At 58.9% G+C, this 26,672-nt stretch carries 22 protein-coding genes and 1 other annotated feature (1 of these 23 cut by a window edge); of the genes, 14 read left to right on the top strand and 8 right to left on the bottom strand.

Translation table 11 applies throughout. The features are described from left to right. Positions 1-68 precede the first annotated feature (68 nt). From FLT43_RS12410 to FLT43_RS12395, 4 genes are all read left to right on the top strand, one after another. Positions 69-2,258 (top strand): Ig-like domain-containing protein, encoded by a 2,190-nt coding sequence (locus FLT43_RS12410; protein ID WP_087444626.1) that lies wholly within the window; start codon positions 69-71, stop codon positions 2,256-2,258. A 240-nt stretch (positions 2,259-2,498) separates the two neighbouring features. Next, a complete protein-coding gene (locus FLT43_RS12405) occupies positions 2,499-3,350 on the top strand; it encodes an EamA family transporter (protein ID WP_087444627.1) in 852 nt (283 codons plus the stop codon). A 391-nt stretch (positions 3,351-3,741) separates the two neighbouring features. Next, entirely contained in the window at positions 3,742-8,370 is a 4,629-nt protein-coding gene (gene gltB / locus FLT43_RS12400; RefSeq protein WP_087444628.1) for a glutamate synthase large subunit, read from the top strand. A 118-nt stretch (positions 8,371-8,488) separates the two neighbouring features. Then, positions 8,489-9,895, top strand: a complete 1,407-nt coding sequence (locus FLT43_RS12395) for an MFS transporter (protein WP_244194358.1) — start codon at positions 8,489-8,491, stop codon at positions 9,893-9,895. 565 nt (positions 9,896-10,460) lie between these two features. Here FLT43_RS12395 and FLT43_RS12390 read toward each other — a convergent pair. Continuing rightward, positions 10,461-10,829 carry a helix-turn-helix domain-containing protein gene (locus FLT43_RS12390; protein ID WP_087444629.1) on the bottom strand — a complete coding sequence of 123 codons (369 nt, stop codon included), beginning with the start codon at positions 10,827-10,829 and terminating at the stop codon, positions 10,461-10,463. Positions 10,830-11,442: 613 nt separating this feature from the next. Between FLT43_RS12390 and rfbC the strand changes: the two genes are divergently transcribed. Genes rfbC through FLT43_RS12370 form a run of 4 tightly spaced genes read left to right on the top strand, consistent with a single transcriptional unit; the run spans position 11,443 to position 13,869 of the window. Further along, the gene (gene rfbC / locus FLT43_RS12385) at positions 11,443-12,012 is read left to right on the top strand and encodes a dTDP-4-dehydrorhamnose 3,5-epimerase (RefSeq protein WP_087444630.1); all 570 of its coding nucleotides are present in this window, start codon (positions 11,443-11,445) and stop codon (positions 12,010-12,012) included. Positions 12,013-12,016: 4 nt separating this feature from the next. After that, entirely contained in the window at positions 12,017-12,889 is an 873-nt protein-coding gene (gene rfbD, locus FLT43_RS12380) for a dTDP-4-dehydrorhamnose reductase (protein WP_087444631.1), read from the top strand. Between the two features lie 28 nt (positions 12,890-12,917). After that, a complete protein-coding gene (locus FLT43_RS12375) occupies positions 12,918-13,634 on the top strand; it encodes an ATPase (RefSeq protein ID WP_087444632.1) in 717 nt (238 codons plus the stop codon). Positions 13,635-13,662: 28 nt separating this feature from the next. Further along, on the top strand, positions 13,663-13,869 hold the full coding sequence (locus FLT43_RS12370) for a diaminopimelate decarboxylase (protein WP_087444633.1): 207 nt from the start codon (positions 13,663-13,665) through the stop codon (positions 13,867-13,869). 808 nt (positions 13,870-14,677) lie between these two features. Here FLT43_RS12370 and FLT43_RS12360 read toward each other — a convergent pair. Next, positions 14,678-15,121, bottom strand: a complete 444-nt coding sequence (locus FLT43_RS12360) for a bactofilin family protein (RefSeq protein ID WP_087444636.1) — start codon at positions 15,119-15,121, stop codon at positions 14,678-14,680. A 45-nt stretch (positions 15,122-15,166) separates the two neighbouring features. After that, entirely contained in the window at positions 15,167-16,330 is a 1,164-nt protein-coding gene (locus FLT43_RS12355) for a M23 family metallopeptidase (protein WP_087444637.1), read from the bottom strand. A 429-nt stretch (positions 16,331-16,759) separates the two neighbouring features. Between FLT43_RS12355 and cls the strand changes: the two genes are divergently transcribed. Continuing rightward, positions 16,760-18,187: a cardiolipin synthase gene (gene cls, locus FLT43_RS12350; protein ID WP_087444638.1), complete on the top strand. Its 1,428-nt coding sequence runs from the start codon at positions 16,760-16,762 to the stop codon at positions 18,185-18,187. A gap of 34 nt (positions 18,188-18,221) precedes the next feature. On the opposite strand, the gene ligD is transcribed toward cls, so the two are convergent. From ligD to ku, 3 genes are all read right to left on the bottom strand, one after another. Beyond that, the gene (ligD, locus tag FLT43_RS12345) at positions 18,222-19,142 is read right to left on the bottom strand and encodes a non-homologous end-joining DNA ligase (RefSeq protein ID WP_087444639.1); all 921 of its coding nucleotides are present in this window, start codon (positions 19,140-19,142) and stop codon (positions 18,222-18,224) included. A gap of 85 nt (positions 19,143-19,227) precedes the next feature. Then, positions 19,228-20,223: an ATP-dependent DNA ligase gene (locus FLT43_RS12340; protein WP_087444640.1), complete on the bottom strand. Its 996-nt coding sequence runs from the start codon at positions 20,221-20,223 to the stop codon at positions 19,228-19,230. After that, entirely contained in the window at positions 20,223-21,239 is a 1,017-nt protein-coding gene (gene ku / locus FLT43_RS12335; RefSeq protein WP_087444641.1) for a non-homologous end joining protein Ku, read from the bottom strand. Before ku ends, FLT43_RS12340 begins: the two co-directional genes overlap by 1 nt. Before the next feature lie 228 nt (positions 21,240-21,467). Between ku and FLT43_RS12330 the strand changes: the two genes are divergently transcribed. Beyond that, a complete protein-coding gene (locus tag FLT43_RS12330; RefSeq protein WP_087444642.1) occupies positions 21,468-21,656 on the top strand; it encodes an H-type small acid-soluble spore protein in 189 nt (62 codons plus the stop codon). A gap of 90 nt (positions 21,657-21,746) precedes the next feature. Here the strand turns inward: FLT43_RS12330 and FLT43_RS12325 are convergent, their stop codons facing one another. Next, the gene (locus tag FLT43_RS12325) at positions 21,747-22,304 is read right to left on the bottom strand and encodes an HXXEE domain-containing protein (protein ID WP_087444643.1); all 558 of its coding nucleotides are present in this window, start codon (positions 22,302-22,304) and stop codon (positions 21,747-21,749) included. 2 nt (positions 22,305-22,306) lie between these two features. Further along, a complete protein-coding gene (locus tag FLT43_RS12320) occupies positions 22,307-22,897 on the bottom strand; it encodes a TetR/AcrR family transcriptional regulator (RefSeq protein WP_087444644.1) in 591 nt (196 codons plus the stop codon). Between the two features lie 488 nt (positions 22,898-23,385). Here FLT43_RS12320 and tsaE point away from each other — a divergent pair, with 488 nt between their 5' ends. Genes tsaE through tsaD form a run of 4 tightly spaced genes read left to right on the top strand, consistent with a single transcriptional unit; the run spans position 23,386 to position 26,319 of the window. Further along, positions 23,386-23,865 (top strand): tRNA (adenosine(37)-N6)-threonylcarbamoyltransferase complex ATPase subunit type 1 TsaE, encoded by a 480-nt coding sequence (tsaE, locus tag FLT43_RS12315; RefSeq protein ID WP_040731209.1) that lies wholly within the window; start codon positions 23,386-23,388, stop codon positions 23,863-23,865. Positions 23,866-23,869: 4 nt separating this feature from the next. Beyond that, a complete protein-coding gene (tsaB, locus tag FLT43_RS12310) occupies positions 23,870-24,709 on the top strand; it encodes a tRNA (adenosine(37)-N6)-threonylcarbamoyltransferase complex dimerization subunit type 1 TsaB (RefSeq protein ID WP_087444646.1) in 840 nt (279 codons plus the stop codon). 15 nt (positions 24,710-24,724) lie between these two features. Then, the gene (gene rimI / locus FLT43_RS12305) at positions 24,725-25,252 is read left to right on the top strand and encodes a ribosomal protein S18-alanine N-acetyltransferase (RefSeq protein WP_087444647.1); all 528 of its coding nucleotides are present in this window, start codon (positions 24,725-24,727) and stop codon (positions 25,250-25,252) included. Between the two features lie 14 nt (positions 25,253-25,266). Beyond that, complete coding sequence (gene tsaD / locus FLT43_RS12300; RefSeq protein ID WP_087444648.1) at positions 25,267-26,319, top strand: tRNA (adenosine(37)-N6)-threonylcarbamoyltransferase complex transferase subunit TsaD; 1,053 nt, start codon at positions 25,267-25,269, stop codon at positions 26,317-26,319. 155 nt (positions 26,320-26,474) lie between these two features. Beyond that, positions 26,475-26,672 (top strand) — a binding site (T-box leader) (it continues 121 nt past the right edge of the window).

Below are 26,672 nucleotides of genomic sequence, written 5' to 3'. Positions count from 1 at the left end.
TCCGTTATATTAACTAGCAGTAATTTGTATTTTAGTGCAGAGCAAGGCTGGAAGGGAGAAGATAACGAGTGAACCCAACGTGGAAAAAAACATCGTGGCTCAGCATCGTGTTGGCATGTGCGCTTGTGATCGGCTTGCTGCCGTTTCATGGAGCGGCTTACGCAGCGGATACGGTAACCGACGTCCACTTTGAATCTGATGTAAACCCGGTTCATGTCATCGTGGAGGGACAGTCCGTTCAATTGAAGCTGATCGGGACGATCAAGGGAGAACAGAAGGATGTGACCGGCCTGGCGGACTGGAGCTCCTCCAATCCCGCGGTCACGGTAGACGCAGGCTGGGTAAAGGGCGCCAGCAAGGGGACTTCGGAGATTACGGCGAAATACCAAGGGTATACCGTGAAGAAGACGGTCATCTCCAATTATATGTATGATGACTTGAGTGTACGTTCCGAAGACACCGGCGTAGATATTGACAAAGAAACGACTCTGTACCTCGGCATGAAGCCGAATTGGAAGGCGTTTGCTTTTGACAATGATGCCAATACCGAGAACGATGTGACCGCCGATGCTTCCTGGAGCTCTTCCAATTCAAGCGTCGTTGAAGTGAACAAAGGCAAGCTTACGCTGAAGGACAAGGGCGAAGCCGAGATCACCGTCAAGTATAAGGGCTTGAGCAGCAAGATCAAAATCAAGGTCGAGCTTCCGTATGAAGAGCTTACCTTGTCTCCGGACAAGCTGATTGAATTTGAATTCGGCGATTCGGCAGTCAACGTGATCGCGAAGGCGAAGACGAAGGACGGCAATCTGGAGGATGTAACCGACAAGGCCGATTGGTCGACGAGCGACAGCGGCGTCGCGGAAGTGAAGGACGGGTCCGTCAAGCCGATTGGCGTCGGCACGGCCACCATTACAGCCACCTATCTGGGCGCGACGAAGTCGGTCTCGGTCGTCGTGCGTCCATCGTACCAAGCGATGCGCATCTCGCCGGACAAGAAGCAGACGATGCTCCTAGGCGATGCGCCGCTGCAAGTGCAGACATTCGTCCTGAACTCGGGCGATACGCAGGAAGAGGTCACGCATCTCGCGGAATGGACATCGAGCAATGTCATGGCGGTGACGGTCGAACAGGGCCAGGTCTATGCCAAGGCTGCCGGCACGGCGACGGTGACAGCGAAGTACAAAGGACTGTCCAAATCGGTCGAAGTGAATGTCATTCCGGCGATCGAGAAGCTGACATGGCCGGAGGAAGACAAGGATAAAGATAAAGACGGCATCCGCAAGATGGATATTTATATGGAAGAATCCCAGAGCCTGCCGAAGGTAAGCGCGGTTACGCTGGGGGGAGATACTGTAGATGTATCTGATCTGGCGGTATGGACAAGCTCCAATACCGGCGTCATTTCCATTAAAGACGAGAAGATGAAGGCGGAGAGCCGGGGAACGGCCACCCTTACCGCGAACGTGCGCGGTCATGAGATCTCGATGGAAGTGACCGTGAAGCGCAAGGCGCTTATTCTCCAATCGAACACGTCGGAAATGACTATCGTGACGGGACGGGAGCAGGCGGTCCCGGATGTGACGGTCATCTATATGAACGGGGATGAGGAGAATGTCACCTCCGAAGTGAAATGGGAGTCGAGCTCTCCGAATCTGCTTGTCGTCAACGGCAAGCTCAAAGGACTGGTAGCCAGCAAGGTGACGTTGAACGGAACCTATGGGAATGTCAAAATATCGGTCAAAGTCACGATTGAAGAAGAGGTCGTCCGCTTCGAGATTGAACCGGATCAGCTCACCTTGAATGTGAAGAAGAGCCAGAGCATCAAGGTAACGGGCTACTACAAGAACGGAAAGAAAATTTCGCTCGGATCCAAGGTGGATTGGAAGTCGGACAATGAAAAGATAGCGACAGTGAAAGGCTCGTCCGTCAAGGGAGTCGCCATCGGCAGCACGGTGCTGAACGGCGAGTTCCAGGGACAGAAGCTGGAAGTGCCTGTAAAGGTGACGCCGAAGCTGACGAAGCTAATTGCCGAGCCGGGCAGCCTGAAGCTGACCGCCGGCCAGAAAGCGAACTGGAAGGTGAAGGCGATCTACGACACCGGGGAAGTCGTCGATGTCACTTCCTCCGTCACGTTCGTGCCATCCAACACGAAGGTGAAGGTAGAGCGGGGCAGCGTGCAGGGCGTATCCAAAGGCTCGACCAGCGTAAAGCTGACCTTCGAGGGCAAGAGCACGTCGCTGCGTGTCAGCGTGAAATAAAGCAATGATATGCGGCCTGCCGGCTTCCTATGAAGCGGCAGGCCGTCCGTATATGACGGGTGGTCAGCCTCGGCGTGAAAGAAAAACCGCGTGCAACCGCGTGCCAGTGTTTTTGTATTGGCAGCGGATTCAATTCGCGTCTTGTCGTTCACGGCTAATGTGATACAATAGCATTGTTTTATGGTACCGGACTATTCGTCCCTGCCAAGGGATGGCGACACGAAAGAAGGAACGCAAAACATGATGGTTTATGGCCTTTTGCTCGTCATCGCATCCGCATTCACGCATGCGTTGTGGAACTTATTCGCCAAGCGCAGCCTGCACAAGGAATCGTTCTTGTTCTCGCTCCATGCGGTTGCCACGGTTTTGTTTTTCCCTTTTTTTATCCGCGATCTGATCACGATGACCTGGACATGGGGACATGCGCTGCTCCTTATCGTATCCTTCCTGCTGCAGGGAACCTATCTGTATCTGGTGTCCCAGGCATACAAGGCAGGCGAGCTGTCGCAGGTATATCCGATGATGCGGGGGACGGCCGCGCTGCTCGTGCCGCTCGTCAGCGTCTCCCTCTACGGAGAGAGCATGTCGGCAATCGGCTGGCTCGGGTGGAGCTTGATCGTGGGAGGGCTGTTCGGCCTGAGCGGCATGCTCTCCGTGAAGCAGAAGGATAGGTCATGGTGGATTGCGCTTGCCTTGACGACCTCGGTCGGCATGTGCACTGCGGCGTACACCTTGACCGACAAAGCCGTCATCGAATTTTTCAGCCCGCTGGGGCTGATTGAGATTTCGAACATCGGGGCCGTTATCTTCCTGGCGCCTGCCGTGAAGCGGGCCGGGCTGCTGCGGCGCGAGTGGCGGGCGAACTGGAGCACGATCGGACTCGGGGCTGTTATTTCGCCAGGATCGTATCTGCTATTCCTGTTCGCGATGACCTTGGGGCCGTTGGCTCATCTGGCGCCGATACGCGAGTTCAGCATTGTTATCGGTACCCTCCTCGGATATTGGATTCTGAAGGAGAAGCAAGGCAAGAAGCGGCTGGTCGCATCGACGATTGTCGCGGCCGGAATGGCCTTAATCAGCATGTGGGGCTGAGGAAAAATTCCATAACAAAACTTGAATCGCAAACTGTATCTTCCGGAAAAAGGAAGGTGCAGTTTTTTTATTCGTGTTGATGAATAATAATTCAGTCCTTGCAGGAAATGATTGGGGGTATTCTTGTGAATTAATTAATAATATGTAGTATTGTGCAAAAGAAATATCAATCGGTGCAAATCGGGTACGAGGATGTTCATGTATCCTAATTTAGTGTGAAATACTGATAATATAGGCGTAATCCCGATATCCGTATAAGTTATCGGATCCATAAAAACATTCAATTGCTCTAAAAAAAACATAATGATAAAATGATGAAACAATACAAATGCATAAATATGTGGTTTCGTATGTACAAAATACATTTTCATCAGGAAAGGACGGTGCCCTCATGAAGCCGAATGGTTTACCTCCACAGCAAGGCTTGTATAATCCCCAATTCGAAAAAGATGCATGCGGCATGGGCTTTGTCGCTCATATCAAGGGCAAGCGGTCTCATGATATCGTCCGGCAAGCGTTGGGCATGCTCGTTCGGATGGAGCATCGCGGCGGCCAAGGCAGCGAGGCGAATACCGGGGATGGGGCGGGTATTATGCTTCAGCTCCCCCATCAATTCTTCGCGCGAGCGATGGCCGCTCAAGGAGTGGAGCTCCCTCCGCCCGGAGAGTATGCTGTCGGTATGCTCTTCCTCTCTCCGGATGACTCGATCCGTGCGGGACAGGAAGCGGATCTCGGCAGGCTGATTGAGGAAGAAGCGCAGACGCTGCTCGGTTTCCGGACGGTGCCAGTGAATGCGGACGGATTGGGGGCCACCGCCCTTGGAGCGATGCCGTGCATCCGGCAAGTCTTTATCGGCCGCGGGAAGGCGCTGCCGGAAGAAGCGGGAGGTCCGCTTGACTTCGAACGGAAGCTGTATGTAATCCGCAAGCGCGCGGAGCGCATGATCCGCTATGCGGCCGATGCAGGCGACGGAGCGATGTATATCGCGAGCCTGTCCAGCCGCACGATCGTGTACAAAGGGATGCTGACGACAGAGCAGCTCGGCCGCTTTTATGTGGATTTGCAGGAGGAGTCGCTGGATACGGCGCTGGCGCTGGTCCATTCGCGCTTCAGCACGAATACGTTCCCGAGCTGGGAGCGGGCCCATCCGTACCGTTACATGATCCACAACGGGGAGATCAATACGCTCCGCGGCAATGTCAATTGGATGAATGCTCGCGAGAAGCAATTCGAATCCGAGGCGTTCGGCGTCGGACTGGAGGAGGTCCTTCCTGTCATACATGGGGATGGCTCCGATACGGGCATGTTCGACAATGCGCTGGAATTTCTCTATCTCGCGGGTCGGCCGCTCTCTCATGTCGCCATGATGATGGTGCCGGAGCCCTGGGCCAATGATGAGCGGATGGACGAGGCGAAGCGGGCGTTCTATGAGTACCATAGCTGTCTGATGGAGCCGTGGGACGGACCGGCCGCGATGGCGTTCACCGACGGGGTCCAGATCGGGGCGATTCTCGATCGGAACGGACTGCGTCCTTCCCGCTACTGGGTGACGAAGGACGATGTCATTATCCTCTCCTCGGAGACCGGGGTCGTAGACATCGCGCCCGAACAGGTGCTCCGCAAGGATCGCCTTCGTCCGGGACGGATGCTGCTGGTCGATACGGAGCAAGGCCGGATTATCTCCGATGAAGAGGTGAAATCCGCCATCGCCGGTGAACAGCCGTACCAGCAGTGGCTGGATGAGCATCTCGTCGATCTGGAGGAGGTGCCGGATGCGCCGCGAATGCCTGCTCCGGAGCATGTGAGTGTGCGCCGCCGCCAGCAGGCGTTCGGCTACACGTTCGAGGATCTGCGCAAGGTGCTGGAGCCGATGGCGTCCAGCGGGGCGGAGCCGATCGGTTCGATGGGCTATGATGCGCCGCTGGCTGTGCTGTCCCGCCGTCCTCAGCGATTGTACAACTATTTCAAGCAGATGTTCGCCCAGGTCACCAATCCGCCGATCGATGCGATTCGGGAAGAGATCGTGACGGCTACGGGCACGACCATCGGTCCGGAGCGGAATTTGCTGGCGCCGGGGCCGGAGAGCTGCCACCAGATTATGATCGAGAACCCGATTCTGTCGAACGAGCAATTCGCGAAGCTGCGCCATATCCGCTTGCCCGGCTTCCGGGCGATCACGCTGCCGATCCTGTTCACTGCGTCCCGGGGGACGGATGGTCTCCGCGAGGCGCTGCAGACGATGTGCGAAGCGGCGGACCGGGTCATTGGGAAGGGGCATAATCTGCTCATCCTATCCGACCGCGGCGTCAGCGAAGAGGAAGCGGCCATTCCGGCGCTGCTGGCGGTATCCTGCCTGCATCACCATCTCATTCGGCAGGGGACGCGGACGAAGGTCAGCCTGCTGCTGGAATCGGGCGAGCCGCGGGAAGTGCATCATTATGCGCTGCTGCTCGGCTATGGCGTAAGCGCGATCAATCCTTATCTGGCGTTCGAGTCGATCGAGGATATGATCCGGGAAGGGCTGCTCGTTGGCATCTCGCCGAAGCAGGCCGTGAAAAATTACCGGAAAGCGGCCATCAAAGGCATTGTCAAAGTGCTGTCCAAAATGGGGATCTCGACGATCCAATCGTACCGCGGAGCGCAAATCTTCGAAGCGGTCGGTCTGGATCAGGCATTTGTGGAGCAGTATTTTACCGGAACGCCGTCCCGCATCGGGGGAATCGGACTGGAGGAGGTTGCCCGGGAAGCGCTGCTTCCGCATGAGCGGGCGTTCGCCGCAGCGGAGCACCGCGACCGGACTCTGGATCCCGGCGGCGAGTACCAATGGCGGCGGGACGGGGAGGAGCATCTGTACCATCCTCACACGATCCATGCGCTGCAGCAAGCGTGCCGCAACGGCGATTATGCGCAGTACAAGATGTACTCGAAGCGGGTGCAGGGAGAGGGCGAGCGCCATTCCACGCTGCGTTCCTTGCTGGAGCTGAAGCCGAACGGCCCTGCGGTTCCGCTGGAGGAAGTGGAGCCTGCCGAGAACATATTGCGCCGCTTCAAGACGGGGGCAATGTCGTTCGGATCGATCTCGAAGGAGGCGCATGAGAGCCTGGCCATCGCGATGAACCGGATCGGCGGTCGTTCGAACTCCGGCGAAGGCGGCGAGGACCCGGCGCGCTACCAGCGGGATGAGAACGGGGACTTCCGGCGGAGCGCGATCAAGCAGGTCGCTTCCGGGCGGTTCGGCGTCACCTCGCAATATTTGGTGGAGGCCGATGAGATTCAGATTAAGATGGCGCAGGGCGCCAAGCCGGGCGAGGGCGGACAGCTTCCGGGCCGTAAGGTGTATCCGTGGGTCGCGGAAGTGCGCGGCTCGACGCCTGGCGTCGGGCTCATCTCGCCGCCGCCGCATCATGATATTTATTCGATCGAGGATCTGGCGGAGCTGATCTTCGATCTCAAAAACGCCAACCCGCGCGCTCGCATCAATGTGAAGCTCGTCTCGGAGGCGGGCGTCGGAACGATCGCCGCCGGGGTCGCCAAGGGCAAGGCCGATGTCATCCTGGTCAGCGGCTATGACGGCGGCACGGGAGCGTCCCCGCAAGGCTCGATCCGCCATGCGGGTCTGCCGTGGGAGCTCGGTCTGGCCGAGACGCACCAGACGCTGCTGCTGAACGGCTTGCGGGAGCGCGTCGTGTTGGAGACGGACGGGAAGATGATGACCGCCCGCGATGTCGCTGTCGCCGCGATGCTCGGGGCCGAGGAATTCGGCTTCTCCACCGCGCCGCTGGTCGCCTTGGGCTGCGTCATGATGCGGGTCTGCCAGCTTGATACATGCCCGGTCGGGGTAGCGACACAGAATCCGGAGCTGCGCAAAAACTTCAAGGGCGACCCGGAGCATGTCGTCCGCTTCATGCGCTTCATCGCTGAGGAGCTGCGGGAGCTGATGGCAGAGCTTGGCTTCCGCTCGCTGGAGGAGATGATTGGCCGCACCGACCTGCTGCAGGCCGGCGCGGAGATGGAGCGCCATGAGAAGCTGCGGCATCTGGATCTGTCGCCGCTTTTCCACCGCCCGTCCAGCGCCGCCGGGAACGGCGCCGCGGCTGACAAGGAAGCGATGGCCGAGCGGAAGGAGCAGGAACTGGCCGCGACCCTCGATGCCCGGGAGCTCATCCCGCGCGCCAAGCTGGCGCTGGAGCACCGCCATCCGGTGGAAGGGGTGTTCGCGATCTGTAACGAGGACCGGGCGACCGGCACGCTGCTCGGCAGCGAGATTACGCGCCGCCATGGCGCCGCCGGCTTGCCGGAGGACACGATCCGGTACAGCTTCCACGGCTCGGCGGGGCAGAGCTTCGGCGCATTCGTGCCGCCTGGCGTGACGCTGACCGTCATGGGCGACTGCAACGACTATGTCGGAAAAGGGCTGTCCGGCGGCAAGCTGATCGTGCAGCCGCCGGCGGAAGCGACGTTCCGGCCGGAGGACAATGTCATCATCGGCAATACGGCGCTGTACGGCGCAACCGGCGGCGAGGCATACATCCGCGGCGTGGCGGGCGAGCGGTTCGCGGTGCGCAACTCCGGCGCCGAAGCGGTCGTCGAGGGCGTCGGCGATCATGGCTGCGAATATATGACCGGCGGAATGGTCGTCGTTCTTGGCCCGACCGGACGCAACTTCGCGGCCGGAATGTCCGGCGGCATCGCTTATGTGCTCGATCCGGAACGCGTCTTCGCCGGACGCTGCAATCTGGAGATGGTCCTGCTGGAACGGCTTGATTCGGATGCGGAGGAAGAGCAGGTTCGCCGCATGCTGGAGCGGCATGCCGCCTACACGGGCAGCGATCTTGCCGAATGTCTGCTGTCGCGGTGGGAATTGACGCGCCAGCAATTCGTCCGGGTCATTCCGAAAGATTACAAGCGGATGCGGGAGCAAATCGCGCTCGCGGAGGCGTCCGGAATGACGGGCAAGGATGCGCTGCACGCGGCATTTATGGCCAATGTAAAAGATTTAACACGTGCCGGAGGCAATTAAAATATGGTACGATAGCCTTGTTTCGCAGTGCGGGCCCCTCGGGCCTGGCGGCGGAGCAAGGCTATTTCCCGTTGGGGGGGAAAGGCCTAACCTTCCGGGGAACTGACGGTGAATCGACATGAAATTAATGCCGCGCGGCATGATGAGCAAATATACAGGGGAAATGAAAGTATTTATATGGGCCAGCATGATCAACTCGACCGGCGGTGCCCTGATGTGGCCGTTGACGACGCTGTTCGTGCATACGCAGCTGAACCGGCCGCTGGCGGATGCGGGCTTCGTTATTTTGATGCAGATGCTGGGCGGATTTTTCGGCCAGCTGCTGGGCGGGGGGCTGTATTACCGCCTCGGGGTGCGGAAGCTGCTTATCGGCGCGCTGGCCGCGACTTCGCTGCTGCAGCTGTCGCTGGTCGTGACGGCGCATGCCGACTGGTGGCTGTACGTTATGACGATGACGGTACTTGGCCTGACCAATTCGGCATCGATGCCGGCGATCCAGTCGTTCGTCGGCTTCCGCTGGGCGGATCGGCGGGATGAGCTGTTCAACGTCATCTACGTCGGGAACAATGTCGGAGTTGCGCTGGGCACCGCGTTGAGCGGGGTGTTGGCAGATATTTCCTTCAACCTGACGTTCGTGCTCAACGGGCTGACGTCCGCTGGCTTCGCCCTGTTCTTCTATCGCTTCCTGCGGGGACAGAGCGAGGAGTCGGCTGCAGCCGGCGCCGTGAACGGAACCGTGGAGACGGGAACGCCGGTGAACGGTGCGCCGGCGAATGGAGCGTCGGTGAATGGAACACTGGTGAATGGTGCGTCGGTGAAGGGAACGCTGGCAAATGGAGAATCGGCGGATGGAGCCAACGGGGAGGAGAAGACAACTGCCGCCCGGGCCCAACGCGGCATCCTGCCGGAGCGCAGCATCTGGGAGAAGCTGTCCGCCTACCGGATCTATCTGTTCATGTCGGTAGGCGCCTTGTTCATCTGGCTTGCCAATTCCCTCTGGGGAACTGGGGTGGCCCCGCATATTGCGGATCAAGGGATGAACTTCTCCATGTACAGCCTGCTGTGGACGCTGAACGGAGTGCTTATCTTCGCGGCGCAGCCGATCACGTCATGGATGAAGCGGACGATCGCGGTGCCATTGACGTCGCAGCTGACATGGAGCGCGATATTTTACGGATTGGCGTATGTCGTCATCTGGTTCCTGCCCTTCTACAGCGGATTCCTGCTGGCGATGGCGCTCGCCACCTTGGGCGAGATGCTGGTCTCCCCAGCGGTGCCGGCCTTCCTGTCGGCGCGCGCAGGACGGGAGGCGCCCTTCTATATGGGCGTGTCCGGGGGAATTGCTTCCATCGGGCGCATGATCGGCCCGTATGTGCTTGGCCTGACCTACGATCACGGCGGCCTCGACGGGGTATCGTTCATCTCCGTGTTTATCGCGGTGCTGGCCGTCCTCAGCTTCATCATGCACGCGGCGCTGCAGCGCAAGGAGCGTTCTCCGCAGCATGACATGATGATGCACGGGTAAGGGGCGAGCGCAAGCACTTCCCTAACATGGCTTCCCTAGCCTTACTGACGGAGCTTCACCAGCATAGTTTCGTTACAGAGCTTCACCAGCATAGTTTTATAGCATAGCCCTACTAGCATGGTTTCAGTAAGATAGATCCACTAGCCTAGTTTAGTAAACATAGTTCCAGTAACATAGCTTCCCTAGCATTGTTTCGTAACATAGCTGCCCTAACTCAACGGGACATCCTCGCCTACAAGGCGGGGGTGTCTTTTTTATGTCACTTACAATGTGCATGGCCGCCTCTTTTGGCCCATTGTGCTTCGTATGATGCACCGAGGATATCAATCCTGCAATATTACATCATTTTATGGAGATAAACGGCATTTTAAGTATGATTGCTGCAAAATTACAGGTTTTTCACCTGTTATATCCCAATTCAAGCGATAATCAGGAAAATTGATGTAGATTTGCAGGTTTTTCGATTTCGAAAAGCGGGTATGGGACCAATCCTGCATTTTTGCACCTTTTGGTAGCTGCTGAACGGGAAAGGGCTCGGTGCGGCCTGGGTTCAGCCCCTGTTCCCCTATCGCATCATTCGCTCCGCCCGCACGAACGCGACGAACCGGCGCGCCTCCTCGTAAGTCAATGCCTCCCCGTCTACCTCAAGGCGAAGGCGGCTGAGCGTCGCCAGATCCGCCAGCTCGATCCTGGGGGCGGCTTCAGCGGACTCCGAATTCGGCCGTATGTCCCCGTGATGGAGGCGGCCGATCAAATAATCAACCGATACGCCGAACAGGTCGGCTGCCTGTATTAAGGTGTCGAAGTCGGGCTTGCGCCGGCTCTTCTCGTAATGCGATAGAGCCGCCCGCGTAATTCCGAGCTTCTCCGCCATGTCCTCCTGCGTCCAGCCGCTGCGCTCGCGCAGCTGCCCTAGGCGGCTTCCCAACTCCATATTAGTGCTCCTCCTTGCTTCGGACACGTATATCCGATCATATGCGTCGTATGCGGTACCGGGTGTGCGGCCGCGTTGAACCGAAGCGGCTATACCACTCCTGTCAGTCGTGCTGTGCCCATCGAAGGCTTGTCTTTTGCCGCCGGTTTCCGTCTCATTATAGGCCTGGTCTCGTCCGGGCGCAATGAGCATGCATTTCAGGCTCGGCTAGTCGTCCCGTCATGGCTTGCTGTTCAGGCATGGCTTGACGTCCCGGATCGGCATGTTCAGGAGCGCTGTTCGGCGGGACAAGGCGCGCAACGGGCTGCTCCGACTTGCCCGATGGCAAAGTTCCTGGACTCCGCACGGACACCACGACTCTGAATAACGTTCTCCGAGCTCCGGGCGAAAGGCTCAAGCCGCGGGAAGACGGCCGCTGCGGCGGGATCATCGTTCGGCATCCGCGGGCATATATATGAGTAGCGTCGATATGATTCCGGCCATACTGACGCTGCGTTGCGGTTCTGCATAAGATGAGGACAGAGGTAATCAGCGCTCGGCGAGGCGGTCCCACGATAAGGGCGCGGTCAGGCGTCTAAACCGTCCGATTCGTCAGAACAAGGAGTTGGGGTTTGTGAAAATCATGTCTACGCCGCTGGACGGCGTTGTGATGTTGGAGCCGCAGGTGTTTGAAGACGAACGCGGCTTTTTTATGGAAAGCTATCATCTTGAAAAATGGGAGGCTTCCGGGATTCCGCAGACGTTCGTACAGGATAATCATTCGCTCTCTGCCCGGGCTGGCACGATTCGTGGACTGCATTATCAACTGGAACCGATGGCGCAGACGAAGCTGGTGCGGGTGCTCGCCGGCGCCATCTACGATGTGGCGGTCGATATCCGCCGCGGCTCTCCGCGGTTCGGCCAATGGATCGGCGTGATTCTGAGCGCGGCCAATAAGCGGCAGCTCCTTATTCCGCCGGGCTATGCCCACGGATTCTGCTCCTTGGTGGACGATACCGAGGTGATGTACAAGGTGGATGCCCACTATGCGCCGGAATGGGATCGGGGCATACGATGGGATGATCCCGCACTTGGGATTCCGTGGCCGGCATCGAATCCGATAATGTCGGAAAAGGACAAGGCGCTGCCGCTGCTGGAACACGCCGAGACGTTCTTCCTGTCCAGTCCGGAACGAGGTGAGTGAGACGATGAATCAGGGAGGAATTGTACTCGTTACCGGAGCGGAGGGCCAACTCGGCAAAGATATGATGGCGGTGCTGCGCCGCTATGGCGTGCCGGCCCGGGGTTATGGCCGCCAGGATCTGGATGTGACGGATGCGGAGGAGGTGCTGCGGATATTCCTGCGGGAACGGCCGTCCGCCGTCATTCATGCCGCTGCTTATACGAAGGTGGATGAAGCGGAGTTGAACCCGAATCTGGCGTATCAAGTCAACGCCTTCGGGACACGCAATGTCGCGGCGGCCGCGAGCCAGGCCGGCGCGAAGCTGGTCTACGTCAGCACCGATTATGTGTTCGACGGCCGGGCGACCAAGCCGTACAACGAGACGGCCCGCACTCGCCCGATTAATGTATACGGCGCTTCGAAGCGGGAAGGGGAGCGGTTCGTGCAGCTTCTGCAGCCGACCTCTTTCATCGTTCGCACGTCTTGGGTATATGGGCCGCACGGCAACAACTTCGTCAAGACGATGCTGCGTCAAGCGGCGGTCCAGCCGGAGCTGAAGGTGGTGCACGATCAATCAGGGTGCCCAACGTATACACTTGATTTGGCCGAGATGATCTTGCGGCTGCTGCGGACGAACCGCTTTGGGACGTATCATGTCACGAATGCCGGGATCTGCTCCTGGCATGAATTCGCGCTTGCCATTATGGAGGAGGCGGGATTGTCCGTCAAGGTGCGTTCGGTGCCGACATCGCAATTCCCCCGTCCGGCCCGGCGGCCGTCTTTTTCGGCCCTGGAGGGATGGGCGCTGCGCTTGAACGGCTTTCCGCCGATGCGCCCGTGGCGCGAAGCGCTGGCGGATTATTTGCGCCGTTACGCCGCGAACGGTCCGGTTCGCTAGGAATCATGGCGGCAAAGGAGGAGAAGTCATGCGATGTGCCGTACTGGGAGCGCGCGAGGGGGGGCTGGACCTGGCCTGGCGGCTGAGGAAGCTCGGCCATGACGTCTGGCTTGTCCTCCCGGGAGCCGAAGAGGCCGAACGTTGGCGCCGCGTCTGCGCGGACCGCATGCTGTGCACAGTACATGCGGATTACGCCGTCCGCCGTGCCGACGCCGTCATCGTGCCGGGCTCCTGGCCGGGCAGCGCTGCGCTGGCGGATGCGATGCGCCTCGCCATCGTGGCCGCGACGGCTCCTGCGCCCGGCTCGACGGAGCTCCTGCGCAGGAGCGGGGAGGCAGGTACGGCGACCGGTGTCGCGTATCTGCCTCCCGCCTGGCTGCAGGCGACCGGCACCGTCCTCCTCGGCACGGCGGACGGCCAGCCGCTGGCGGCGCTCACGGAGCTGTTCGCGCCGATGAAGCGGCCGGTACGCTATGTGCCGTACCGGGTGGCGGAATACGCGCAGCGCTGGGCGGCGCGCGGCGGGGTCCCTCTCTGGCGGGAGCGTCCCGCCGAACCGGCGGAAGAGCAGGCCCGCCGGCTGTGGCGAAGCTGCTGCCGCCCGGTGCTGGACAGGGTGGAGCGGCTTCGCTATCCATCCTGGCCCAAGCCGATGCCGGGCGAGCTGTCTCCGCCGGACGTGAACGGGCCGGTGCGGCGGAATGTGCCCGGCGAGAACGCGGCAACGCGGGGAATACAGGAATAATTCAATTCTGGACGAGGGGAGCAAGCCAATGAGAGTGAAGCAGTTGCACACGGAAGTGAAGTGCTTGGGTTGCCGGCGCCTGCTGGCTAATGAGGAAGCGATGCTGGTATTTCGGACAGGCTTCTGCGGCGATGTTCCGGTAGGCGGGTGTGAGCAGTGCGTCGCGATATATCCGCCGTTGAACCGTATGTGGCGCGTCCGGCTGACGGACTTGCCCTATGATTCGCTGCACTAGCCGACAAGAGCGGCTGCGGTCCTCCGGCAGGAAGCAGTTCTGGGACGAAGCAAGCGCGGCCGGCAGAGTGGATAGAGCGATAAGGGTTATGGAATCAGGGAGTAGGAATGCGGAAGGGGGAACAGGGGATAGAAGGAGAGAGCAGAGGGGGAAGAAGGAACAGGGGGACAGAAGGAGAGGGCAGAGGGGAAGAAGGAACAGGGGGACAGAAGGAAAGAGCAAAGGGGGAAGCGGGAACAGGGGATAGAAGGAGAGAGCAGAGGGGGAAGAACGAACAGGAACAATAGGGAGGGAGTGATGAAGGAATAATGGCTGAGGCGGCTGGTGGACGGCGAAGCAAAGGGTGGAGAAGCGGGTGCCAGATTACGATCTTTGAGAACCTTATTCACTGTCCTTGTATGGTGGATAATCAGAGATCATGTCTTTCAAATAGTGGACATGTTTTTGGAAAAGAGTTGAGTCCCCTCTTTCTCTCCACCTACTATAAGTAGTGTCCTTGCAGCGTTTTAAATCTATATACTGATATTTTTCCTTTAAGAAATCATATCCCCCTTGTGTCCACTTGTATGTAGACACTTTTGCTAATTTGTCCGTTTGGAGAGTACATGCTCACGTATATACCGCATGTAATCCAAGCAGTCGTTTTTGCCCCGAAAGCGTTGAATGAAAAAGCAAGAGCTGACATGATGACGAGCTTGAAGCAAAGTGCTATTTCGCAAGGGCTGAAGACTCATTATTACATACTGCGTGAGGCCCGAACATCCCCTGAGTGGAAGGGAGAGGCCACGAAGAAAAGCAAGCGGCTTGGTTAGCCCGCTTGCTTTTCTGCGATATCTGCCTTGTCGTCCTTCTTCTCTTCACGTTCCCGTCCGGGCGGCTCGTGAACGGCTGCGGCGCCTTCCCTCGCCTCTCGCTCCACCATGCTCGTGCCGTTCAGAATACCGCCTTCCTCGACGACAAGCAGCCCCGATTCACAGTGACCCAGCACCTGTCCAGACGAGGTGATGAGCAGCTTGCCCGTCGTTTTGATATCGCCGACGACGGTCCCGGCGACGACGACATGGCGGGCGGTCAAGGTGGAGTGCGCCTCTCCGCGCTCGCCGATGGTGATTGTGCCGCTGCTGCTCAGCTCGCCCGTGAATTTCCCGTCGATGCGCACATTCGTCTGGGAGTAAATGGTGCCGTTCATATCGGTGCCGTGGCCGATGAACGTATCCGTCGGCTTGATGCGCTGGGATGAGCGTTGAAACATCGTAATCCCTCCTGCTTTGACAGATTTGGCTTGCATGCGTCCGGTCTATGTTCCGTAGGCTTGCGCCTCCCCCGTAATCCATTTCGGAAGCGGCGACAGTCTCTTAACGGATGGCGGGGAGGACGGGGATCTTCCAGGACCGGAACTCCCGGACCCGGAAGCGCCGGAGGCGGCAGAGACCTTCATGGGCCGCCCCTCTGCCGGGGTATCTTCGGCTGCTGCATCGCTCAGGAACGGAAGCGGATCAATCGGATCGCCCCGCTCTACAATCTGGAAGTGGAGATGAGGCCCGGTGCTGCGGCCGGTCGTGCCCAGCGCGCCGATGATATCGCCCTTGCCGACCTGGTCGCCCACGGAGACGTGAATCTGCTGCAAATGCATGTACCAGGTGTCCAACTGGTTGACGTGCCGGATAATAATATAATTGCCCCGCGAAGTGTTGAAGCTGGCTTCAATTACTTCTCCCTCGGCCGCTGCGAGGACGGAGTCGCCCGTCTCGCCGCCAATGTCGATGCCGGCATGGAAAGCGGCATATCCGGTCAACGGGTCCTTCCGGTACCCGAAGCTGGAGGTCAGGCGACGCGACTTTGTCGGCCAGACGGACGGCGTTCCCGCGATGAGTTCCTGCTTCCTCTGCGCTTGATTCAATACGGCCGGGGCACTGCGCTGTATGGAGGACAGCATGCGTTGCATCTGGATGAGATCAAGCCGCGAGCGCTCGGCCAATTCGAGCATCTGCTCTATATCGACGCCTATCTCCTCGCCGCCGACCTGCCGCTGCTCGTTCCAGGCGGTGCTGTGGACGAAGCGGGCCTGCTCCTCGCCGCTCTCCTGGGGCACGGCGGAAGTTCCTTCCACGAAGTCCTCCAGCTGCTTCTCCAGACTGCTCATGTGATTAAGCCGCTGCTTGACCGTCTCGGTCTCCGAAGAGAGGCGAATGATCTCATTTTGCAGCCGTTGAATCGCTTCGTCCTTGTTCTTGACCGTAACTTCAAGCGCCTCGGACTGATGGGCCAGCATGCCTTCCAATTCGCTGATCTCCGCCGCGGCCTTCCACTGCATGCTCAGCACCAGACCCGATATCGACAAGACGGCGGCAATCGGGACGGAGACAACGAGCATCTTCGGCACATTCATCTGCTTAACCGCTTGTTCCGCGTCGCGGATGACGAGCAGTGTCATACGGCCATTCCACCAACGCCCTTTCATCACATCACCTCAGATTCCGCGTAATCTTGCAAAGTCTACCTATTGCACTCTATTCCATTGTCCTGCTATACAGAACGGATATCTGTCCGAAGGAACGATTTTGCACGTATGATTGCGCCGAAAAATACACAATACTGGAAGGAAAGGGGCGGCCGGAAGTGCGGGCAACCGGAACAGGATAAGGAGCCGAAGGGGAACTGGAAGTACGGGCAACCGGAACAGGATAAGGGGAGCCGAAGGGGAACTGGAAGTCGGGCAACCGGAACAGGATAAGGGGAGCCGGAGGGGAACTGGAAGTACGGGGCAACCAGAATGGGACAGGGCCAGCGGGATGGGCAGAGTTGACAGGATGTCCGCTCTGATGTAATACAAGAAATAAGCCCTGCAAAGGCAACGAGGTCAATGACAGGCGGAGGTTAGAAAAAATTGATGTTATGGCTGGTAGTCGCCTTGCTCATATACATATTTCAAATTTTTACGATCGTGCTGCTCGAGTACAAGCATCCTTCCAAGGCGGTTGCGTGGTTGTTGATCCTGTTCATATTCCCGCTTATCGGCTTTGTTATGTACTACTTTCTCGCCCAGGAATATACGGCCCGGCTGCGAGTGCGGAAAAGGGGAGGCTGGGCGCATCCTGAGAAGAGGACCCGTTCCATTGCCATCCAGACGGTGAACCGTCCGGAAGAGCTGAACAATCCGGAAATGCATAGACAGGAACGGTTATTTTCGCTCATCTCTGCTTTGTCGGAAAGTCCGATTACGAGCTGTAACGAGACGCGGGTGCTGACGAACGGTCAAGCGACGTTCGAAGCGATGCTGGCCGCGATTCGGGAAGCGAAGCATCATATCCATATGGAGTTCTACATACTGAGGGACGACGGCATCGGCACCATCTTTCAGCAGGCGCTCCTTGCCAGGGCGAAGGAAGGCGTCAAGGTGAGGGTCGTGGCCGACGGCGTTGGCAGCATCGAGCTGCGCCGCAAATATTTGCGGACGTTCAAGGAAGCGGGCGTGGAATTTCACTGGTTCCTGCCGCTGTCGGTTTCGTTTTTCCGCCGCCGCCTCAATTACCGCAATCATCGGAAGCTGCTTATCGTAGACGGCCGGATCGGGTTTGTCGGCGGAATTAATATCGGTGACGATTATTTGGGTTTGGATCGCAAGCTTGGCTTTTGGCGCGATACGCATTTGCAGGTGGAAGGAGATGCAGTATATGCGCTGCAGGCAATCTTCCTGCACGACTGGACGTTCGTGACCGGCCAGTCGCTGGCGCTGCAGGAGCTGTTCCCGCCGCATCCATGCAAGGGGACGGATCAGGTGAAGATGATCTCGAGCGGTCCGGACGCAAGCTGGGATGCGATCCAGGAGCTGTTCTTCGGCGTACTCAGTTCAGCGCGGGAGCGGGTATGGATCATTACGCCGTACTTCATTCCCGATGCCAGCGTGCGGCTCGCACTCAAAACGGCCGCCGTAAGCGGTCTCGATGTCCGCGTCATTATTCCGGGCAAATCGGACTCCCGCTTCGTCGACTGGGCGTCCCTCTCTTACGTGGAGGAGCTCCTGCAGGCGGGTGTCCGGTTCTATCAGTATCAAAAAGGCTTCGCTCACGCAAAAACCTTCCTCATGGATCGGACATTGGGATGCGTAGGGACGGCGAATCTCGATATGCGCAGCTTCTTCAGCAACTTCGAAGTCAATGCAGTGCTGTTCGAAGCTGCGGCGGTCGATCGGCTGGAGGAAGACTTTTTGCGTGATTTCGGAGACAGCGTCGAGATCGATTACAACAAGTTCGTGACCCGTTCCCGCGGACAGCGTGCCGCCGAAGCGGTGATGCGGCTGCTGTCGCCTCTGTTATAGGCCGCTTTCGTGATCTGATGGATAGGGACGGAGGTTAGCCTCTTCGAGATCGGCTTGTTTGAATCTGTCTGGAGAAGGCCTCCAAAATCGGCTCGATTGCCTGCGGCTCGGCATCGCGGATCAGATCGCCGACCTGGGCGAGCCGATCGGCGGCATTGAGCAGATGGTAATCGCGCGGCTTCGGATTGCGCTTCACTTCGTTCCAGGTGAGCGGCATCGACACCGAAGCATACGGCGTCGCCCGCGGCGTGTACGGCGCTGCGATCGTCCGTGAGACATCATGCTGCATGTAATCGATGTAAATGCGGGTGCCCCGGTTCTTCTTCAGCCGCTCGATCGTGAACAGCTGCGGGTGAAGCTCACACAGGTAGATGGCGAGCATCTCGCCCAGCTCGCGGAGCTGCATGAAGGTCGGGCCGCGCTTGATCGGCACGATAAGCTGCACGCCGGTGGCGCCGGACGTCTTCGGAATCGTCCGGATGCCGATCCGTTCCATCGCCTCGCCTACGATCCAGGCGGCCTCCATAATCCGCTCCTCCTCCCGAACAGACGGATCCAGGTCGATAATCCATTCGGCCGGGAGCGGGTCGCCGATGCGGTGCAGTGAAGGATGGAACTCGATGCAGGCTAGATTGGCCAGCCAGAGCAGTGTAGGCACATTTTGCAGCACGATATAGCGGATGTCCCCGGACATCGCTGTCTCGACGAAGGAGGGGGCCCCAGGCGGCACGTTTTTCTGGTAAAAAAACTCCCCGGGAACGCCGTGAGGATACCGGATCGTCGTCAGGAAGCGGTCGCGGCACGCTGCCAGTAAATATGGGCTCAGCCGGATCATTTCCCGGATATAGTCTGTCTTCGTTATGCCCGCCTCCGGCCACAACAGCTTGTTCGGATTCGTGATTTGGATTTCATGCCCTTCCACCATTAAGGACGCGGGCGGTTCTTTGCTGGCCATTGCCCCACCTTCCTGTATCTGCATTCCCGTATTCTCGGCATTCTGATCTCGTGTCTCTCTAACTCCCGCGTTCACGGTTCGCCCGTTACTTCAGCAGCGGCAGCGTATCGATGCGCGGATGGCGGAGCTGTCCGGTCGGCGTATATTCCAAGGCCGCGGCCCGGCACGGAATCGGCACACTCATCCAGACGATCGGCTCCCTGCGGAGAGCCGCAATCGGTCCTCCTGGCGGGCCCGGGGCCGGATAACGCGCCGCCCAGCCTTCCAGCAGCAGCCGGCGGGTCTCATCAAGTCCGATGGACGCCTTGCCGATATAGCGTCCTTCCAAATCAGTCAGGACGACGCTGGCCGGACGGCCGTTATTGATCATATAGCCGACCGTCAAGGCTTCGATAAGAAGATCCTTCTTGATTTTGAACCAATCCTGATGACGCTTGCCCTCCTGATACGGGGAGCTTCGCTTTTTGCTGACCACGCCTTCCCAGCCGTGCTGCTCCACCCAATTCCACAATTGATCGCCATCCTCGAAAATATCCGCCACGAAGCAAGCGGGATGCTTGTCGGGGAACAGATCCAGCAGCAAGCGGTGCCGCTCCTCATAGGGCAGCCGCCTTACATTCCGATCTTCGATCCCGAGCACGTCGAAGAGGACGTAGACGGCGGGGAGGGCGCCGTCGGGCCGCTGGCGCATCCGCTCCCGTTGGAGTGCCAACGGGAAGGAAGGCCGTCCGAGATTCGGATCGAAGACGACGACCTCGCCGTCAAGCAGCAGCGTACGCCCCCGAAGCTCGGGCCGCGCTTCCATCATCATCGTCACGTCCGCATAGATGGACGTCTTCTCCAGCATTCGCTTGGAGAACAGCCGCACTCGGCCCTGAATGCACAGGGCGAGTATCCGGACGCCATCCCATTTCAGTTGATGCAGCCATTCTTCGCCTGCGGGGATGCGGTCGCTCCGAAGCGGAGACATCGGCGCCGCAGGCAGCGCCAGAGAAGGAGGGAGCGCCTCGGGGAAGCCCGCGGCGTTCCGTTCCTCCCGGTGCGGCGGCTGTCCCGAGCCTTCCATCGGCGGCCGCAGCATTATGGCTCCGTCCGCGCCCGCTTGCGCCGCGTGCCGCCGGTGGCGGCCGGATCTTGGCCGTCATTGGCCGCCTTCTGCGCGCCGGCTTCCGCCTTGCGGGACGTCTTCTTGCGCCGCGGGGCGGCTTCCGCAGCAGGCGTATCGGCCGCGGCCGCCGGAGCGGCTTTTTTGCGCCGCTTCGGTTCCGCCGCTGCGGCAGAACCCGCTGCAGCCGCCGGACCCGGGGCGGTGCCGATCGGCCGCGGCCCCTTCATCGCCTCGATGCTCGCCTGCAGCGCGGCCATGAGGTCGACGACATTGGCTGCCGGCTGGGCGGCCGGCGCGGTGCGCACTTCCTCGCCCGCGATCTTGTGCCCGATCCGCTCCAGCAAGCGCTGGCGGTATTCATCCGTGTACTGCTCCGGCTGGAAGGCGGTCGACAGTTGGCCGATAAGCAGCTTCGCCATCTCCAGCTCCTTCGGATTGACCTCCACATGCTCCGGAATATTCGGAACCTGGGTGACCGCGCGAATCTCATCAGGATAGAACATCGTCTCCATGACGAGGCAATTCTCGATGACGCGAATGGCGGCGAGACTGCTCTTCGCCCGGATCGTTACCTTGGCGATGCCGATCTTGCCCGTCTGGACCAACGCCTCGCGCAGCAGCTGATACGCGTTGTTCCCCGCTTGATCGGGAGATAAATAATACGTCTTCTGATAATAGATCGGATCAATTTCGGCGAGGTCGACGAAATCGAGAATCGCAATCGCCCGGGTTGCGTCATCCTGCAGCTGCTCCAGCTCGTCTTTGTCGAACAGGACGAATTTCCCTTTTTCATACTCATAGCCCTTCACGATCTCGTCCCAGCCCACCTCTTCCTTGCAGACCGGGCAGGAGCGGACATAGGAGAGCGGGCTGCCGCATTCCTTGTGTATCATTCGCATTGAGATGTCTTTGTCTTGGGTGGCGGTATGCATTTTGACGGGGACATGGACCAAGCCGAAGCTGATTGCCCCTTTCCAGACCGTATGCATCAATTATCCTCCTTGCGCCTGTTCACTCATTCGCCTGCACATCGCTGTACCGGCATCTGTATCACTGTATTCATCGGGTTCCTGCCTATATGTTAGTGTTCAAATGACGACTTGTGGGACAACCTCTATAGGTCAGTATGCGATAGTTCGCTTTCTTCTACGCATGCATGAAAAAGGCGCCTTTGCGTCACGTTAAGGCTTAGATGCTGTGGAAGGGAGGTTTTGAACATGGATGTGCATCGTGCGAAGCATATTTTGGAAATGAAGGATACGGTCCCTGTCCAGCTAGACGGCGAGCAGCCGGTCTGGATCGAGAGCGTGGATGTCGCCAATGGAATGGCGACGGTGCAAGTCGGCACCAACCCGGCAAATACCGAGACGGTATCGGTTGACCGCTTGAAGGAGCCGCAACAATAAGCGAACGGGAGAAGTTGGACAAGCCGCGTCAGACACAGGAGCGGCAGCAGGGGAAGGCGCGTTGTGTGGCATCGGCCTTCCCGACTTGTATCATTCACCTGCGGTCCGGAACTTACTGCGCCAGCGGGACATAAGAAGAAAGATGGCAGGGAGCAGGACGATGGCAGCGAGGCCGTCCCACAGCAGCTGTTCCGGCACGATGACATGATCTGCGAACAGGCGGAAGAAGGCATAGCCGGAGTAGGGGAGGACGAGCAGGACGGCGGTAATGACGCCGGGCGCAAGAGTGCGGGTATAGACGGACAGACCGATATGGGTAAATACATGCAGGAATAAGATAAGGACCAGAATCAGATACAGGTCGTACCAGGAAAACAGCACCGCCGCGAGCGTCGCCGTAACGATGACGAGGAAGACCCAGAATACATCGCCTGCGAAATCCCGCGTCGTCATCTTCAGGCTGCTCCCGGCAAAGCGGCGGACAGCAGGCGGCATCTGCCTCAGAATGCGATCGCCGTGACGGCGAATCCAGGGCTCGACATAGAGGATCTCTTCGAAATCATGGAACATGAACACGATAGGAAACAGCCACATGACCGTAATCGCATCAAGATGAGCGGCTAACCAGCCGGTTATCGCTTCAATCATGATTATCTCTCCTTCCCCGAATGAAGCAGTATGCCTTGAAGGAACAGGCGTGCTGTATGGGCGCCCAGCTCCTCCGGCGTTCTTTCTCCGGTCTCCACATAGCGGTAGACGAGTCTCTCCATCGCAGCGACGGCCGATTCGGCCGCCAGCTCCGGATCGATCTCCGGCTTGACGATTCCAAGCGACTGGTTATGAAGCATGTTGGCGACAATCTGGCGGACGATGCGTTCCCGCACCTGATCGCTGTCCTCCGAAATTTGCAGCGCGATCTTCGTCAGCTGCGGCTGTGCCCCGAACAGACGGAACAGCGCGGTAAAAGACGAGACGATATACGCCTCGACATCCGAAGCGGGGAGATGCTTCACTTCCGCACCGGCGTTGCCCAGGTGCATCAGCTGCTCATTGAACTGCTGCAGGAGCTGAGCGGCAAGATCGTCCTTGCTTGTGAAATACAGATAAAAAGCAGCTTGGGTCAAGCCCGCCCCGGCGACGATCTCGCTGACCTTCGTGCCGCGCACCCCTTTGGCGGCAAATAACTCCTCGGCTGATTGCATCAGCTTGCGCTTGCTCTCCTGCGCGGTATTGCGTGCCATAGGCATCCTCCTTCATTACTAACTAATTAGTTAGTAATATCTTATCATTCGTGACCTGCACTGTAAAGGGACCCAATACTCTGCACAGGAATCCGATCTATCGCCCAGTTTCGGTTCACTTCCGAGCCCAGCTCAAAATCGATCTTGCGCCTGACCAAAACTTCCTGCAAGATAAGGGGAATAAATGTAAAAAGAGAGCTTCTGCAAACCTGCAAATATATTAGGAATGAGCCCGATACGTGTAATCATATCGAAGAAGGCAACGCGTATTATTGCGGCTGCATCGCGGCCGGCCATAGAACTACGCTGCTGATGATTAGCATCCGGGGCAAATATATGCCCCGGGGAGAGGTGATATAGGCAGCAGGGGAACGGGGCAGTCGTCTGGATCAGGCGGCTTGCTCTGTCAGCCTTCCGCTTGTGAGGAGAGGCGGCGTTTTTATGTTATAATGAGGTGTCAGTTACAGTTGATCATCGTGGAGGGAATTATGAATCAATCAGCGGAATTCGCCTTTTACTCCGCGAGCGAAGCGGATACGGAACGGCTGGCCGCGAAGCTGGCCGAACGCTGTCAGCCCGGCACGGTCCTCGCGCTGGACGGAGATCTGGGGGCGGGCAAGACCCGGTTCTCGCAGGCGGTCGCGCGTGCGCTCGGTATCGAGGGGATCGTCAACAGTCCGACGTTTACGATAATTAAGGAATATGACAGCGGCAGGCTGCCGCTCTATCATATGGATGTGTACCGCATCTCGATGGCGGAAGCGGATGAATTGGGGCTGGATGAGTACTTGTATGGCGACGGCGTGTCGCTGGTCGAGTGGTCAAGCCTGATTACGCCGCTGCTGCCGCCGCGATATTTGCATCTTTTTATGCAGACGGAAGGCGAGACGGAGCGGATCATTCGCTTGACCGCATACGGCGAGCCTTATGTAAGCTGGGTTAATGAACTTAAACGGATGGGAGTCTGACATCGTGCATCAACAGGATTATAACAGAACGCGGGTGCTGGCCCTGGATACATCGACGGCCGCTCTGACCGCCGCCCTGCTCGAAGGGGGCCAGCTCGTGGACGAGCGCCATTCCCAGGCCGAGCGCAATCATTCGATCAAGCTGCTGCCGACGGTGCAGTCGCTGATGGCGGATAACGGGTGGAGCGGGAAGTCGACGGATCTTGTCGCTGTCGGTGTCGGCCCCGGATCGTATACGGGCGTGCGCATTGCGGTCACCGCGGGGAAGACGATGGCCTGGACATGGGACAAGCCGGTTATCGGCGTCTCCAGCCTGAAGGCCTTGGCGCTCTCCGGCGTGCAGCAGGCCGAACAGGACGGCGCCGAAGCGGGCGGCGCTGGGCGCATCTTTGTGTACCCGCTGATGGATGCGAGAAGGGGGCAGGTCTATACGGCTCCCTTTGCTTGGAACGGAAGCGGGTCCGAGGGCCTGACGGACGGAGTGGAGCGGCATGGCGAGGACGGGATTCGCCTGTTCTCGCTGGTCGCCGAGGAGGCGTCCCGAGCGCTGGAAGCTGGGTCGGAAGGCGCGGATCATCCGCAAGCGGCCGCAGAAGTATGGTTCGTCGGCGACACCGGAGCGCAGCAGGAAGCGTTGAACGGCCTGCAGGCGCAATGGGGAGACCGGATTCGCGTCATCCCGTGCGGGATGGAGGCGCGCTGGATCGGCCGTCTCGGGCTGCGCGCCTATGCCGAAGGCGAGCGGACGGATACTCATCGGCTAGAACCGAACTATACGCAGTTGGCGGAAGCGGAAGCGAAGCTGTTGGCGAAGGAGCGGGCGGACCGGAGGCAGCAGGAATAGAAGGGAGCATGTCATATGGGACAACGACCTGAATACGATGAGGATGAACGGCAGGCGGAACCGGGCGGAGTGGAGTTCCGGCCGATGCGGCTTGAGGATATTCCCGGCGTGCTTGAGGTGGAGCACGCTTCGTTCACGGTGCCATGGACGATGGATGCGTTCCGGAATGAATTGACGCAGAACCATTTTGCCAAATATACGGTAATGCTTCAAGGCGATCGCATTATCGGTTATTCCGGCATGTGGACGGTTGTGGATGAAGCTCATATTACCAATATCGCCGTTCATCCCGATTTCCGGGGGCAGAAGCTCGGAGAGCGATTGCTGCGGGAGATGGTCGTTCAGGCGATGGCCTACGGCATGGAGGCGATGACCCTCGAGGTTCGGGTGTCGAATCATATCGCCCAGCGGTTGTATGCGAAGTTCGGCTTTCAGGGAGCGGGCGTGCGCAAAGGATACTATTCAGATAACAAGGAAGATGCGCTCATTATGTGGACCGACCTGAAAGCGTTGGCCGCTTCTTCCTATCAACAAGCGGAATAAAGCAGGTGACATTCGTGAATATATCAAGTTCTCATACCAATCCGGCGGAAGCGGACGTCATACTCGCGATCGAGACAAGCTGCGACGAGACGTCCGTGGCCATCGTTCGCGGCGGGCGCGAAGTGCTGGCGAATCAAGTCTCCAGCCAGATCGACGTCCACCAGCGCTTCGGCGGCGTCGTGCCGGAGATCGCTTCGCGCAAGCATGTGGAGACGATTACCGTCATGCTGGAGGAAGCGGTGAAGCAGGCAGGCATTGCCCTGACTGACATTACGGCCGTCGCGGTCACGCAGGGGCCGGGGCTCGTCGGGTCGCTGCTCGTCGGCATCGTGGCGGCGAAGTCGCTGGCGATGGCCTTGGACGTGCCCTTGATCGGGACGCATCATATCGCCGGGCATATTTATGCGAACCGGCTTGTGCAGGAGCTGGCCTATCCATGCATGGCGCTCGTCGTTAGCGGCGGGCATACGGAGCTGGTTCATCTGGAGCGGGAGGGCGTGTTCCGCGTCATCGGAAGCACGCGCGACGACGCGGTCGGAGAGGCTTACGACAAGGTCGCCCGCGCGGTTGGCTTCCCGTATCCGGGCGGCCCGCATATCGACCGCCTCGCCATGGACGCGGACGACGCGATCACGCTGCCGCGCGCCTGGCTGGAGCCTGATTCTTATGATTTCAGCTTCAGCGGACTGAAGTCCGCCGTGCTGAACGTCGTTAATCAGGCCAAGATGCGGGGCGAGCCGCCGATGTACGCCGCCGTCGCCCGCGGGTTCCAGGAATCCGTCATCGATGTGCTGACGGAGAAAGCGATGCGCGCCGTGAAGGAATATGGCGCGGCCCAATTACTGCTGTGCGGCGGCGTGGCCGCCAACCGCGGATTGCGATCGGCGCTGTCGGAGCGCTGCCAGGCCGAAGGCGTGCCGCTATTGATTCCGCCATTCGAATATTGCACGGACAATGCGGCGATGATCGCGGCCGCGGCGCATATCAAGTGGAAGCACGGGCAGTTCACGCCGCTTGATTTCCAGGCGCAGCCGCTGTTCTCGCTCGAGGCGTGGTCAGTGGAATAGCTGCCAAGCGCTGCCGGTGGAGAGGCGAGGAGCGTGCCTTTATTTCAAATTAGGAATTTCAAATTAGGAATTTCAAATTAGGTATTGACTCCGCTCTATCGGGACAATATAATAGTCATCAAACCTCAATCCTTCCATGGAATGGGAATATCGATTGACACGCAATGAACAGGAGCAGTAGAGGATGAACGGCCCGAACCAGAGAGCTGCGGGATGGTGCGACGCAGCGGCGGTTGCCTTGAACTCGCCTGGGAGCGGAACGGCGGAATGCCGGCTTGAGATGCGGAAGCAGCTGGACGCATGTCCCTCAAGCGCGGTGGTATGCCGTTACGGAGCCCCCGTCATCGGGCGCG

Origin of the sequence: Paenibacillus thiaminolyticus, assembly GCF_007066085.1 — a bacterium.
Classification (GTDB): Bacteria; Bacillota; Bacilli; order Paenibacillales; family Paenibacillaceae; genus Paenibacillus_B; species Paenibacillus_B thiaminolyticus.
Note: the sequence above shows the minus strand (reverse complement) of the source record. Positions and strands in the feature narration are given on the sequence as shown.

Coding starts and splice junctions, on each gene's coding strand:
- FLT43_RS12405 (WP_087444627.1), top strand. CDS start 2,499: ATGATGGTTTATGGCCTTTTGCTCGTCATCGCATCCGCATTCACGCAT.
- gltB (WP_087444628.1), top strand. CDS start 3,742: ATGAAGCCGAATGGTTTACCTCCACAGCAAGGCTTGTATAATCCCCAA.
- FLT43_RS12395 (WP_244194358.1), top strand. CDS start 8,489: ATGAAATTAATGCCGCGCGGCATGATGAGCAAATATACAGGGGAAATG.
- FLT43_RS12390 (WP_087444629.1), bottom strand. CDS start 10,829: ATGGAGTTGGGAAGCCGCCTAGGGCAGCTGCGCGAGCGCAGCGGCTGG.
- rfbD (WP_087444631.1), top strand. CDS start 12,017: ATGAATCAGGGAGGAATTGTACTCGTTACCGGAGCGGAGGGCCAACTC.
- FLT43_RS12375 (WP_087444632.1), top strand. CDS start 12,918: ATGCGATGTGCCGTACTGGGAGCGCGCGAGGGGGGGCTGGACCTGGCC.
- FLT43_RS12370 (WP_087444633.1), top strand. CDS start 13,663: ATGAGAGTGAAGCAGTTGCACACGGAAGTGAAGTGCTTGGGTTGCCGG.
- FLT43_RS12360 (WP_087444636.1), bottom strand. CDS start 15,121: ATGTTTCAACGCTCATCCCAGCGCATCAAGCCGACGGATACGTTCATC.
- FLT43_RS12355 (WP_087444637.1), bottom strand. CDS start 16,330: ATGAAAGGGCGTTGGTGGAATGGCCGTATGACACTGCTCGTCATCCGC.
- cls (WP_087444638.1), top strand. CDS start 16,760: ATGTTATGGCTGGTAGTCGCCTTGCTCATATACATATTTCAAATTTTT.
- ligD (WP_087444639.1), bottom strand. CDS start 19,142: ATGGCCAGCAAAGAACCGCCCGCGTCCTTAATGGTGGAAGGGCATGAA.
- FLT43_RS12340 (WP_087444640.1), bottom strand. CDS start 20,223: ATGCTGCGGCCGCCGATGGAAGGCTCGGGACAGCCGCCGCACCGGGAG.
- ku (WP_087444641.1), bottom strand. CDS start 21,239: ATGCATACGGTCTGGAAAGGGGCAATCAGCTTCGGCTTGGTCCATGTC.
- FLT43_RS12330 (WP_087444642.1), top strand. CDS start 21,468: ATGGATGTGCATCGTGCGAAGCATATTTTGGAAATGAAGGATACGGTC.
- FLT43_RS12325 (WP_087444643.1), bottom strand. CDS start 22,304: ATGATTGAAGCGATAACCGGCTGGTTAGCCGCTCATCTTGATGCGATT.
- FLT43_RS12320 (WP_087444644.1), bottom strand. CDS start 22,897: ATGGCACGCAATACCGCGCAGGAGAGCAAGCGCAAGCTGATGCAATCA.
- tsaE (WP_040731209.1), top strand. CDS start 23,386: ATGAATCAATCAGCGGAATTCGCCTTTTACTCCGCGAGCGAAGCGGAT.
- rimI (WP_087444647.1), top strand. CDS start 24,725: ATGGGACAACGACCTGAATACGATGAGGATGAACGGCAGGCGGAACCG.